This window comes from Streptomyces spinoverrucosus (assembly GCF_015712165.1).
Taxonomy (GTDB): Bacteria; Actinomycetota; Actinomycetes; order Streptomycetales; family Streptomycetaceae; genus Streptomyces; species Streptomyces spinoverrucosus_A.
Genome location: NZ_JADPZX010000001.1, coordinates 6,864,469 through 6,876,425, shown reverse-complemented (window position 1 = coordinate 6,876,425; position 11,957 = coordinate 6,864,469). Strand labels below are relative to the sequence as shown.

Sequence of the window (11,957 nt, the reverse complement as noted above, 5' to 3'; positions counted from 1 at the left end):
AGTCGGGGTGAGGCCGGTTCGCGGGCGTGACGCCGGGGCGGACGTGATGCCGGGGGCGGGAGTGGGGTCGGCGGGGGGCGTGATGCGGGTGCGGGAGTGACGCCGGGGCGGGCGTGCGGGTCGGCGGGCGTGCGGGTCGGCGCGGGCCTGCGGGTCGGCGCGGACGTAATGCGGGTGCGGGAGTGAGGCTGACGCGGGCGTGACGCCGGGGTGGGAGTGGGCGTGACGCCGGTGCCGGACCTCCTCATTCAGGTGTCGGCACCGGTGTGTCCGACGGGGCGTCAGCCGGCGAGATTGTCCGCCAGTTCATCGCTGAGGTTCGCCTCCGTACCCGGGATCCCCAGGTCGGCCGCCCGCTTGTCGGCCATGGCGAGCAGGCGGCGGATCCGCCCCGCGACGGCGTCCTTGGTCAGCGGCGGATCGGCCAGCGCGCCCAGCTCCTCCAGCGAGGCCTGCTTGTGCTCCATGCGCAGGCGGCCGGCCGCGGCGAGGTGCTCGGGAACGTCGTCGGCGAGGATCTCCAGCGCACGGGCGACCCGGGCCCCGGCGGCGACCGCCGCGCGCGCGGACCGGCGCAGGTTGGCGTCGTCGAAGTTGGCGAGCCGGTTGGCGGTGGCACGGACCTCGCGGCGCATTCGCCGCTCCTCCCAGGCCAGCACCGACTCGTGGGCGCCGAGCCGGGTGAGCAGCGCGCCGATCGCGTCACCGTCGCGGACGACGACCCGGTCAACGCCCCGCACCTCACGGGCCTTCGCGGCGATCGACAGGCGGCGGGCGGCGCCGACCAGGGCGAGCGCGGCCTCGGGGCCCGGGCAGGTCACCTCCAGGGAGGAGCTGCGGCCGGGCTCGGTGAGCGAACCGTGCGCCAGGAAGGCCCCGCGCCAGGCCGCCTCGGCGTCGCAGGTGGCCCCCGAGACCACCTGCGGGGGCAGACCCCGGATCGGGCGGCCCCGGCCGTCGACCAGGCCGGTTTGCCGGGCCAGCTGGTCGCCACCGGCGACGACCCGAACGACGTACCGCGAACCGCGCCGCAGGCCACCCGGAGCCATCACGATCAGTTCCGAGCTGTGCCCGAAGATCTCCAGGATGTCCCGCTTCAGCCGCCGCGCCGCCATCGCGGTGTCGAGCTCCGCCTCGATCACGATGCGCCCGCTGACCAGGTGAAGGCCGCCGGCGAACCGCAGGATGGCGGAGACCTCCGCCTTCCTGCAGCAGGTCCGGGTGACGGGGAGCCGGGAGATCTCGTCCTTCACCGCTGCCGTCATCGCCATGGGCCGATCCTTCCATGCATCCGAAAAATACGGTCGTACGCGGCGGCCAGCAGCTCCGGGTCGTGCCGCGGAGTTCCGTCCGTCCGGGCCACCGGCGCCAGCTCGACCGCGGCCCCGAAACGCTTGGCGGCGTCGGTCAGGGAGTCGCGGTCGGGCACGGCGGCCTCGTCGGCCAGCACCACGTCCAGGGCGAGTTTAGGGGCGTGTCGTCCCAAAACCTCCAAATGACGCTGCGGGGAGAAGCCCTCGGTTTCTCCGGGCTGCGGGGCGAGGTTCAGCGAGAGTACCCGGCGTGCCTTCGTCTCCGTCAGGGCGTCCAGCAGCTCGGGCACGAGCAGATGCGGGATGACCGAGGAGAACCAGGAGCCGGGGCCGAGCACCACCCAGTCGGCGTCCAGCACCGCCTCGACGGCCTCCGGGACGGCGGGCGGATCGTTCGGCACCAGGTGCACGGACTGCACCTCGCCGGGCGTGAGGGCGACGTTCGCCTGTCCGCGGACGGTGTCGAGGTCGTCGGGCCGCTCCCGATCGTGCCCCCTGACCAACGCCTGGAGTTCCAGCGGCACGGCGGACATGGGCAGCACGCGCCCGTGCGCGCCGAGCAGCTTGCCGACCAGGTCGAGGGCCAGGACGTGGTCGCCGAGCTGCTCCCACAGGGCGACGATCAGCAGGTTGCCGACCGCGTGGCCGTGCATCTCGCCGCCGGACTGGAAGCGGTGCTGGATGACCCGGGCCCAGGTCTGGCCCCAGTCGTCGTCGCCGCACAGCGCGGCGAGCGCCTTGCGCAGATCGCCGGGCGGCAGCACGCCCAGCTCGTCGCGGAGCCGGCCGCTGGAGCCGCCGTCGTCGGCCACGGTGACGACGGCGGTGAGGTCGCCGGTGATCCGGCGCAGCGCGGCGAGCGAGGCGGACAGTCCCATGCCGCCGCCGAGGGCGACCACCTTGGGCTGGGTGCCCCGGCGGCGCGGGCGGCCGCCCCGGGACTCGGTGAGCCGGCCGCCCCGCCCCTCGGGGGTGACCCTGCGCAGCCGGCTCAGCCGCAACGTACGTCCCGTCATTCGCGTCCCATGTCCCGGTGCACGACCACCGTTTCCACACCCTCGGCCGCCAGGCGCGCGGCGAGCTTCTCCGACATCGCGACCGAGCGGTGCTTGCCACCGGTGCAGCCGACCGCGATGGTCACATACCGCTTGCCCTCACGCCGGTAGCCCGCCGCGATGAGCTGGAGCAGCTCGGCGTACCGGTCGAGGAACTCCTTCGCGCCGGGCTGGTTGAAGACATAGCCCGACACCTCCTCGTTGAGGCCGGTGAACGGGCGCAGCTCCGGCACCCAGTGCGGGTTGGGCAGGAAGCGGCAGTCGACGACGAGGTCGGCGTCGACCGGCAGGCCGTACTTGTAGCCGAAGGACATGACGGTGGCCCGCAGCTCCGGCTCCTCCTCGCCCGCGAACTGGGCGTCCATCTTGGCGCGCAGCTCGTGCACGTTGAGGCTGGAGGTGTCGATCACCAGGTCGGCGTCGCCGCGCAGCTCGCGCAGCAGCTCGCGCTCGGCGGCGATGCCGTCGACGATCCTGCCGTCGCCCTGCAGGGGGTGCGGGCGGCGCACCGACTCGAAGCGGCGCACCAGGGCCTCGTCGGAGGACTCCAGGAAGACGATCCGCCGGGTCACCCCGCGGGTGTCGAGGTCGGCGAGGGACTCGCGCAGATTGTCGAAGAAACGCCTGCCGCGTACGTCGACGACGACCGCGATCCGCGCCACATTGCCCTGCGAGCGGGCACCGAGCTCCACCATGGTGGGGATCAGCGCGGGCGGGAGGTTGTCGACCACGAACCAGCCGAGGTCCTCCAGACACTTCGCGGCCGTCGAGCGTCCGGCTCCGGACATGCCCGAGATGATCACCAGTTCGGGGATGGCCGCTTCGGGGACCCCGCCTGCTTCGATGCCCGTACCCACCTGTGCTCCGTCGTCCTGAGGCGCGTCCTGCCGGGTGCGATCCTCGTCGGTCACCTTGTGAGTTTCCTTGGGTTCCTGATCTCGCCGGTCCGTGGACTGCTTCTCGTGCTCGGTCATCTCTCCTGCCCCCGTCGCTCGTCCGGGGCGCCCGTGGGCACGGGCTCCCCTGGGGTACCCGCCGTCGTCTCGGGTTCCCCGTCTTCCACGTCTTCCATGATCTCTCCAGTCGCCGTGTTCACGGCGGGTGCGGCCGGGGCCGTCCGGGCGAGCGCCACGGCGATCGTCTCGGCCGTCTTGCGACCTATGCCCGGTACCTCACAAATCTCGTCGATTGTCGCGGACCGTAGCTTCTTCACCGACCCGAAGTGCTTGATCAGCGCCTGTTTGCGCGTCTCGCCGAGCCCGGGCACGTCGTCCAGGGGACTGGAGCGGATGCGCTTGGCGCGCTTGCTGCGCTGGTAGGTGATCGCGAACCGGTGCGCTTCGTCGCGGACGCGTTGCAGCAGGTAGAGGCCCTCGCTGGTGCGGGGCAGGACGACCGGGTCGTCCTCGCCGGGCAGCCAGACCTCCTCCAGGCGCTTGGCGAGGCCGCACACGGCGATGTCGTCGATGCCGAGCTCGTCCAGGGCCCGCTGGGCCGCGGCGACCTGCGGCTGACCGCCATCGACGACGACGAGCTGCGGGGGGTAGGCGAAGCGCTTGGGGCGACCGTCGTCCTCGGTGAGGGAGCTGGTGAGGGCGCTTGCGCCACCGGCGGTGAGCGCGCTTGTGCCACCGGCGGTGAGCGCGCTTGCGTCCCCGTCGGCGCCGACGCTTGTGCCACCGTCGGCCAGGGCGGGCTCGCCGTTGGTGAGGGCGGGCTCGCCGTCGGCCCACTCGCCCGTCCGCTCCTTCTCGGCGAGGTAGCGCCGGAAGCGGCGGGTGATCACCTCGTGCATCGAGCGGACGTCGTCCTGGCCCCGGAAACCCTTGATCTGGAAGCGGCGGTACTCACTCTTGCGCTGCAGCCCGTCCTCGAAGACGACCATGGAGGCCACCACGTCGTCGCCCTGGAGGTGCGAGATGTCGTAGCACTCGATCCGCAGCGGGGCGCTGTCCAGGTCCAGGGCGTCGGCGATCTCCTCCAGCGCGCGCGAGCGCGTGGTCAGGTCCGAGGCGCGCTTGGTCTTGTGCAGCGCCAGTGCCTGGAGGGCGTTGCGCTGCACGGTCTCCATCAGGGCCTTCTTGTCGCCGCGCTGCGGGATCCGCAGCGAGACGTTCGAGCCCCGGCGGACGGCCAGCCACTCCTGCACCGGCTCCACCGGGTCGGGCAGCGCCGGGACGAGTACCTCCTTGGGGACCGCGTCACCGGTCTCCTCCCCGTACAGCTGCTGCAGGGCGTGCTCCACCAGAGCCCCTGTTGTGATCTCCTCGACCTTGTCGGTGACCCAGCCACGCTGGCCGCGCACCCGTCCGCCACGGACGTGGAAGATCTGCACGGCCGCTTCCAGCTCGTCCTCGGCGACCGCGATCAGGTCGGCGTCGGTCGCGTCGGCGAGCACGACCGCGTTCTTCTCCATGGCCTTCTTCAGGGCCTCGATGTCGTCACGCAGCCGGGCCGCCCGCTCGTACTCCAGCTCCTCGGCCGCCTGCCCCATCTGCTTCTCCAGACGGCGCAGGTACGTGCCCGTACGGCCCGTCATGAAGTCGCAGAACTCCTCCGCCAGCTCCATGTGCTCCTCGTCGGAGATCCGGCCGACGCAGGGCGCGGAGCACTTGCCGATGTAGCCGAGCAGGCAGGGGCGGCCGGTGCGGCGTGCGTTCTTGAAGACGCCGGTCGAGCAGGTGCGTACCGGGAAGACACGCAGCAGCAGGTCGACCGTGTCCCGGATGGCCCACGCGTGCGCGTACGGCCCGAAGTAGCGCACGCCCTTCTTCTTGTGGCCGCGCATCACCTGCACGCGCGGGTACTGCTCGTTCATCGTCACCGCGAGGTACGGGTAGCTCTTGTCGTCGCGGTACTTGACGTTGAACCGGGGGTCGTACTCCTTGATCCAGGAGTACTCCAGCTGTAGTGCCTCGACCTCCGTGGACACCACCGTCCACTCCACGGATGCGGCCGTGGTGACCATGCTCCGGGTGCGCGGGTGCAGGCCGGCCAGGTCCTGGAAGTAGTTGGCCAGGCGCTGGCGCAGGCTCTTCGCCTTTCCGACGTAGATCACCCGGCGGTGCTCGTCACGGAATCGGTACACCCCCGGGGAGTCCGGGATGTCTCCCGGCCTGGGGCGGTAGCTGGAGGGATCGGCCATGTCTCACACCCTACTGGCGAGCGGTGACACCGCGGCGGGCCTGTGGACAACGCCCGCCGAACCGCCGGGCGGCACGGTGGGCGCTCCCCCGTGACGCACCGGTCGAACCTCGGCCACGAGCACACCACGGTTGGGCATCAGGTGTTGTCGAGGCATGGTCAACACGCTTCAATGCGGAGGAACTCGGGACCGTGAACGGCGGCGTACGCATGTGAAGACGGCCCGACGCCGCCCGGGTGACCCGGACGACCTGCGCGAACGGACTGACCAGCCGTTGTGATCCAGCACAGAAAGGCCCCTGCATGCCGCACGCCACACCGCACGCGGACGTCGTCCCCGCGGAACTGGACACGGAACTGGACTCCGAACTGGACACGGCCCTGCGCGGCGGCCCCTTCCACGTCGCGCTGCGCGCCGCGATAGCCGCCCGCGGACTGCCGTTGCAGCGGGTACAGCACCATCTGACGCGGTACGGCGTGAAAGTGGGCGTCACGAGCCTGAGTTACTGGCAGCAGGGTGCCCGCCGCCCTCAGCGCCCCGAGTCGCTGCGCGCCGTACGGGCCCTGGAGGAGATCCTCCACCTCCCGGAGGAGTCGTTGATCCGGCTGCTCGCCGAGACGACCGACGACCGCACGTCCGCGCGCCGCCCCGAGGGCCGCTCCTACCGGTCCCTCATCGAGGCTTCCGGCGTCCTGGAACGGCTGCTCGCCGAGCTGGGCGCCCCGCTCGACGGCGGCCTGCACATGCTCGGGCACCACGAGCGGGTACGGATCGGGGCGCGCCGCGAGCTGCTGGGGCGGGAGTCGCACCACATCGTGCGCGCACACCGGGACGGCGTCGACCGCTTCGTGGCCGTCCACCACGGCGACCCCGGGTGCGCGCCGGACCGCATGACCGTGCACGCCCTGGAGAACTGCCGCACCGGACACGCCCGTTGGCACCAGGAGACCGGGATCCTCGTCGCCGAGCTGCTCTTCGACACCCGGCTGCGGACCGGCGACACCTTCCTCTTCCGCTACGGCGTCGAGGACGGCACGGCGGGCGTGTCCCGCGAGTACGTCCGTGGCTTCGGGCCGGCCGGCGGCCAGTACGCCCTTCAGGTGCGGTTCGACGAGAACGCCCTGCCGGTGCGCTGTCACCGGTTCGCCCAGCACTCGGCCGCGGCGCCGCGCAGCGGCCACCAGGACCTGCCGCTGACCGGGCGGCACCACTCGGTGCATCTCGTGGAGCCGCGGGTGCGGGCGGGGATCTTGGGGATCGGGTGGGAGTGGGAGGACGGGTGAGCCTCGGAGTGACGTAAACGTTTGCGCAAGCGTTTACGTCCGGCTCTGGATGGGATACCGTCCCCGCCAGGAAGGGCGCGGCCCGGCATGACCCCGCCCGGCACGGGCGCCTTCGGGAACCGCATGGGCGCCTTCGGGAAGGGGACACACCATGGCGACGATGGCGGACGTGGCGCGCAGCGCCGGAGTCTCCGTGGCGACCGTCTCCCATGTGCTGAACGGCACCCGACCGGTGCTCCCGCAGACCCGACAGGCCGTCCTGGACGCCATCGACGAGCTCGGCTACACCCCGAACACCCTGGCCCGCTCCCTGGTGACCTCCCGCACCCGCTCCGTCGGGCTCGCGGTGTCGGCCATCAGCAACCCGTACTTCACCGAGATCCTCCAGGGTGTCGAGGCGACCGCCCTGGAGCAGGGCTACAGCCTCCTCATCGCCGACCCGCACGAAGATCCGCAGCACGAGCGCAAGGTCGTCCAGCTGCTGCACGAGCGACGCGTGGACGGCCTGATCGTCGCGCCGTCCCCACACCCCCACGAGCTGCTCTCCTACCTGCACCGCCACAAGGTGCCGACCGTGCTGCTGGACCGCGTGGTCGACGATCCGGCGAGCGGTGCGCCGCGCTTCGACCAGATCTGCGCGGAGAGCGCGGAGCCGGTGGCGAGCCTGGTCACCCACCTAGCCGAGCTCGGCCACCGCCGTATCGCCCTGGTCGCGGGCCGCCGCGGACTGAGTACGACCGCCGAGCGGATCACCGGCTACCGGCACGGGCTGGCCGCCGCCGGGCTCCCCCACGACGAGCGACTCGTCGCGCACGGCGACTCCGAATCGGCCGGCGGCGCGGAGGCCACCGCCGCCCTGCTCTCGCTCGCCGCGCCGCCCACGGCCCTCGTCACCGCCAACAACGCCATGACCATCGGCGCCCTGCGCGCCCTGCGCGAGCGGGGTCTGTCCGTGCCCGGCGACATCGCGCTGTGCTGCTTCGACGACTTCGCCTGGGCGGACCTGTTCTCGCCCCGGCTCACCGCGATCGCCCAGCCCAGCAAGGACCTCGGCGCCCAGGCCGTTCGGGTCCTCCTGGAACGCCTCGCCGCTCCGGACCGGCCCGCCCGGACCGTTCGGCTCCCCTGCACCTTCGTCCACCGCACGTCCTGCGGCTGCCCCGAGAAAGGACCCGACTCGTGATCGTCGTCGCCGGTGAGGCCCTGATCGATCTGGTACCGCAGGGCCCGGGTGCCCTCGCCGGACTGCGGCCCGCCCTCGGCGGCGGCCCGTACAACACGGCCGTGGCCCTCGGCCGGCTGGGCTCGCCCACAGCCTTCTGCTCCCGCACCTCCTCCGACGCCTTCGGCGAAGCCCTGCTCGACGGGCTGCGCAAGGCCGGTGTGGACGTCTCGGCCGTACAGCGCGGCCCGGAGCCGACCACGCTCGCGGTCGCGACGATCGACGGAAACGGTTCGGCCGCGTACTCCTTCTACGTCGACGGCACCGCCGACCGGCTGTTCACGGCCCCGGACCGCCTGCCCGCCGGCACACGCGCGGTGTCGTTCGGTACCTGTTCGCTGGTCCTGGAGCCGGGGGCGAGTGCCTACGAGAACCTGATGCGCACGGCGGCCGGGCAGGGCGTGTTCACCGCGCTCGACCCGAACATCAGGGCCGGACTCATTCCCGACGCTGACGCCTATCGGGCCCGATTCCAGGGCTGGCTGCCCTCGGTGACGCTGCTGAAGCTCTCCGAGGAGGACGCGGAATGGCTGGGCGGCACGCCCGGCGAGTGGCTGGCGGCGGGGCCCTCGGCGGTGGTGATCACCCGGGGTGGCGACGGGCTGACCGTCTTCACCCGGGACGGTGGGGAACACTCCGTGCCGGGTGAGCAGGTCGAGGTGGTGGACACGATCGGCGCCGGCGACACGGTCAACGCGGCCCTGCTGCACGGCCTGTCCGCCTGGAACGCCCTGTCCCCCGAGGCCCTCGCCACCCTCGACGCCGACGCCTGGACCCGCCTTCTGCGGTTCGCGGCCCGCGCGGCGGCGATCACCTGCTCACGGGCGGGGGCGGAGCCGCCGTATGCCTCGGAGCTGGGTGAGCTGTAGGGGGAGGCCGACAGCCAAGGGCGGTGCCCACGGGTGTTCCCGCAGGGTACCGCCCCTTCGCTCGCTGTTCTCAGGCCTTGCGAGCCCGCGTCGCCTTCTTCGCGGGCGTGGCCTTCTTGGTCACCCCGATCGCCTTCTTCGTGGACGTGTTGTTGACCGCCTTGGCTGCCGCCATCTTCTTGGCCGCGGCCCTGCGCGGGGCCGGCACCGCGGCGGCGTCGCTGATCCGGTCCGCGCCGAGGATCTCCCGCAGGAACTTGCCGGTGTGGCTGGTCGACACCGCGGCGACCTCCTCCGGCGTGCCCTCCGCCACGACGAGACCACCGCCCGCGCCGCCCTCGGGGCCCATGTCGACGAGCCAGTCGGCGGTCTTGATCACGTCGAGGTTGTGCTCGATGACGATGACCGTGTTGCCCTTGTCGACCAGGCCGGACAGGACCTTCAGCAGCTTGCTGATGTCCTCGAAGTGCAGACCGGTGGTCGGCTCGTCGAGGACGTAGACGGTGCGTCCGGTGGAGCGCTTCTGGAGTTCGCTGGCGAGCTTCACGCGCTGGGCCTCGCCGCCGGAGAGGGTGGTCGCCGACTGGCCGAGGCGGACGTAGCCCAGACCCACGTCGTGCAGCGTCCTCAGGTGGCGGGAGATCGCCGGGACGGCCTCGAAGAAGTCGAGTGCCTCCTCGATCGGCATGTTCAGGACCTCGGCGATGGACTTGCCCTTGTAGTGGACCTCCAAGGTCTCCCGGTTGTACCGGGCGCCGTGGCAGACCTCGCACGGGACGTAGACGTCCGGGAGGAAGTTCATCTCGATCTTGATCGTGCCGTCGCCCGCGCAGTTCTCGCAGCGGCCGCCCTTGACGTTGAAGGAGAAGCGGCCGGGCATGTAGCCGCGGACCTTCGCCTCGGTGGTCTCGGCGAACAGCTTGCGGATGTGGTCGAAGACACCGGTGTACGTCGCCGGGTTGGACCGCGGGGTGCGGCCGATGGGCGACTGATCGACGTGGACGACCTTGTCGACGAGGTCGTCGCCGTCCACGCGCGTGTGCCGCCCGGGCACGTTCCTCGCGCCGTTCAGCTCGCGGGCGAGGTGCGTGTACAGGATGTCGTTGACCAGGGTCGACTTACCGGAGCCGGAGACACCCGTGACCGCGGTGAACACGCCCAGCGGGAAGGACACGTCGATGTCCTGGAGGTTGTTCTCCCGGGCGCCGTGCACCGTGAGCTGCCGCGAGGGGTCGCGAGGCCGGCGGATGTCCGGCAGCGGGATGGACTTCTTCCCGGCGAGGTACTGACCGGTCTGCGACTCCTCGTTGGCGAGCAGCTCCTTCAGGGAGCCGCTGTGCACGACCTTGCCGCCGTGCTCGCCCGCACCGGGGCCGATGTCGACGACCCAGTCGGCGACCTTGATGGTGTCCTCGTCGTGCTCGACGACGATGAGCGTGTTGCCCATGTCGCGCAGCCGGACCAGGGTCTCGATGAGCCGGTGGTTGTCCCGCTGGTGCAGGCCGATGGACGGCTCGTCGAGGACGTACAGGACGCCGACGAGGCCGGAGCCGATCTGGGTGGCCAGGCGGATGCGCTGGGCCTCGCCGCCGGACAGGGTGCCGGCCGCGCGGTTCAGCGAGAGGTAGTCGAGGCCGACGTCGACCAGGAACCGCAGCCGCTCGTTGACCTCCTTGAGCACGCGCTCGGCGATCTTCTTGTCGCGCGCGCTGAGCTTCAGCTCGCCCAGGAACTCCGCGCAGTCGCTGATCGACATCGCGGAGACCTCGGCGATCGACTTCTCCATGATCGTGACCGCTAGGACGATCGGCTTCAGGCGCGTGCCCTCACAGGTGGGGCAGGGCACCTCGCGCATATAGCCCTCGAAGCGCTCGCGGCTGGCGTCGGACTCAGCCTCGCTGTGCCGGCGCTTGACGAAGGGGACGGCGCCCTCGAAGGGCGTGGTGTACACCCGCTCGCGCCCGTACCGGTTGCGGTAGCGGACCTCGATCTGTGTCTTGTGCCCGTACAGCAGGGCCTTCCTGGCGCGCTGCGGCAGGCCCGCGAAGGGGATGTCGGTCCGGAATCCCAACGCGTCCGCGAGAGCGCCGATCAGGCGGCCGAAGTAGTCCTTGGTGTGCCCGTGCGACCAGGGGTGGATCGCGCCCTCGTCGAGGGACTTGTCCTCGTCCGGGACGATCAGCTCGGGGTCGACCTCCATGCGCGTACCGATGCCGGTGCACTCGGGGCAGGCGCCGAAGGGCGAGTTGAAGGAGAAGGAGCGCGGCTCCAGCTCCTCGAAGGACAGGTCGTCGTACGGGCAGTACAGGTGCTCCGAGTACATGCGCTCGCGCTCGGGGTCGTCCTCGGGGAGGTCGACGAAGTCGAGCACGACCATGCCGCCGGACAGGCCGAGCGCGGTCTCCACGGAGTCGGTGAGGCGGCGCTTGGCGGAGTCCTTCACCGTGAGGCGGTCGACGACCACCTCGATGGTGTGCTTCTCCTGCTTCTTCAGGGTGGGCGGGTTGGAGAGCTGGATCGTCTCGCCGTCCACCCGCGCGCGGCTGTAACCCTTGGTCTGGAGATCGGCGAAGAGGTCGACGAACTCGCCCTTGCGCTCGCGCACCAGCGGCGACAGCACCTGGAAGCGGCTGCCCTCCGGCAGCTCCAGGACCTTGTCGACGATGGCCTGCGGCGACTGGCGGGAGATCGGGCGGCCGCACTCGGGACAGTGCGGCTTGCCGATGCGCGCGAAGAGCAGGCGCAGGTAGTCGTAGACCTCGGTGATGGTGCCGACCGTCGAGCGCGGGTTGCGCGAGGTCGACTTCTGGTCGATGGAGACCGCCGGCGACAGGCCCTCGATGAAGTCGACGTCCGGCTTGTCCATCTGGCCCAGGAACTGGCGGGCGTACGAGGAGAGCGACTCCACGTAGCGCCGCTGGCCCTCGGCGAAGATGGTGTCGAAGGCCAGGGAGGACTTGCCCGACCCCGACAGGCCCGTGAAGACGATGAGCGAGTCGCGCGGCAGGTCGAGCGAGACGTTTTTCAGGTTGTGCTCGCGCGCGCCACGGACGATGAGACGGTCGGCCAC

At 71.3% G+C, this 11,957-nt stretch carries 8 protein-coding genes; 3 read left to right on the top strand and 5 right to left on the bottom strand.

Annotated features, from left to right (window positions below):
* Nucleotides 1-281 precede the first annotated feature (281 nt).
* Genes whiA through uvrC form a run of 4 tightly spaced genes read right to left on the bottom strand, consistent with a single transcriptional unit; the run spans nucleotide 282 to nucleotide 5,513 of the window.
* Nucleotides 282-1,271 (bottom strand): DNA-binding protein WhiA, encoded by a 990-nt coding sequence (gene whiA, locus I2W78_RS31215; protein ID WP_196463585.1) that lies wholly within the window; start codon nucleotides 1,269-1,271, stop codon nucleotides 282-284.
* Nucleotides 1,262-2,329, bottom strand: coding sequence for a gluconeogenesis factor YvcK family protein (locus I2W78_RS31210; RefSeq protein WP_196463584.1), 1,068 nt, complete (start codon nucleotides 2,327-2,329; stop codon nucleotides 1,262-1,264). Before I2W78_RS31210 ends, whiA begins: the two co-directional genes overlap by 10 nt.
* Nucleotides 2,326-3,342: an RNase adapter RapZ gene (gene rapZ / locus I2W78_RS31205; protein WP_196463583.1), complete on the bottom strand. Its 1,017-nt coding sequence runs from the start codon at nucleotides 3,340-3,342 to the stop codon at nucleotides 2,326-2,328. Before rapZ ends, I2W78_RS31210 begins: the two co-directional genes overlap by 4 nt.
* Nucleotides 3,339-5,513: an excinuclease ABC subunit UvrC gene (uvrC, locus tag I2W78_RS31200; RefSeq protein ID WP_196463582.1), complete on the bottom strand. Its 2,175-nt coding sequence runs from the start codon at nucleotides 5,511-5,513 to the stop codon at nucleotides 3,339-3,341. Before uvrC ends, rapZ begins: the two co-directional genes overlap by 4 nt.
* A 302-nt stretch (nucleotides 5,514-5,815) precedes the next feature.
* On the opposite strand from uvrC, the gene I2W78_RS31195 reads away from it, so the two are divergent.
* The 3 genes from I2W78_RS31195 (at nucleotide 5,816) to I2W78_RS31185 (ending at nucleotide 8,887) form a co-directional block, all read left to right on the top strand.
* Complete coding sequence (locus tag I2W78_RS31195) at nucleotides 5,816-6,796, top strand: hypothetical protein (RefSeq protein WP_196463581.1); 981 nt, start codon at nucleotides 5,816-5,818, stop codon at nucleotides 6,794-6,796.
* A 151-nt stretch (nucleotides 6,797-6,947) separates the two neighbouring features.
* On the top strand, nucleotides 6,948-7,979 hold the full coding sequence (locus tag I2W78_RS31190) for a LacI family DNA-binding transcriptional regulator (RefSeq protein ID WP_196463580.1): 1,032 nt from the start codon (nucleotides 6,948-6,950) through the stop codon (nucleotides 7,977-7,979).
* Nucleotides 7,976-8,887 (top strand): carbohydrate kinase family protein, encoded by a 912-nt coding sequence (locus tag I2W78_RS31185; protein ID WP_196463579.1) that lies wholly within the window; start codon nucleotides 7,976-7,978, stop codon nucleotides 8,885-8,887. The genes I2W78_RS31190 and I2W78_RS31185 overlap by 4 nt, the downstream gene beginning before the upstream one ends.
* 70 nt (nucleotides 8,888-8,957) lie before the next feature.
* Here the strand turns inward: I2W78_RS31185 and uvrA are convergent, their stop codons facing one another.
* Complete coding sequence (gene uvrA / locus I2W78_RS31180; protein ID WP_196463578.1) at nucleotides 8,958-11,957, bottom strand: excinuclease ABC subunit UvrA; 3,000 nt, start codon at nucleotides 11,955-11,957, stop codon at nucleotides 8,958-8,960.

What these genes read in the sequence shown, in the direction of transcription:
- whiA (WP_196463585.1), bottom strand. Translation starts at nt 1,271, where the DNA reads ATGGCGATGACGGCAGCGGTGAAGGACGAGATCTCCCGGCTCCCCGTC.
- I2W78_RS31210 (WP_196463584.1), bottom strand. Translation starts at nt 2,329, where the DNA reads ATGACGGGACGTACGTTGCGGCTGAGCCGGCTGCGCAGGGTCACCCCC.
- rapZ (WP_196463583.1), bottom strand. Translation starts at nt 3,342, where the DNA reads ATGACCGAGCACGAGAAGCAGTCCACGGACCGGCGAGATCAGGAACCC.
- uvrC (WP_196463582.1), bottom strand. Translation starts at nt 5,513, where the DNA reads ATGGCCGATCCCTCCAGCTACCGCCCCAGGCCGGGAGACATCCCGGAC.
- I2W78_RS31195 (WP_196463581.1), top strand. Translation starts at nt 5,816, where the DNA reads ATGCCGCACGCCACACCGCACGCGGACGTCGTCCCCGCGGAACTGGAC.
- I2W78_RS31190 (WP_196463580.1), top strand. Translation starts at nt 6,948, where the DNA reads ATGGCGACGATGGCGGACGTGGCGCGCAGCGCCGGAGTCTCCGTGGCG.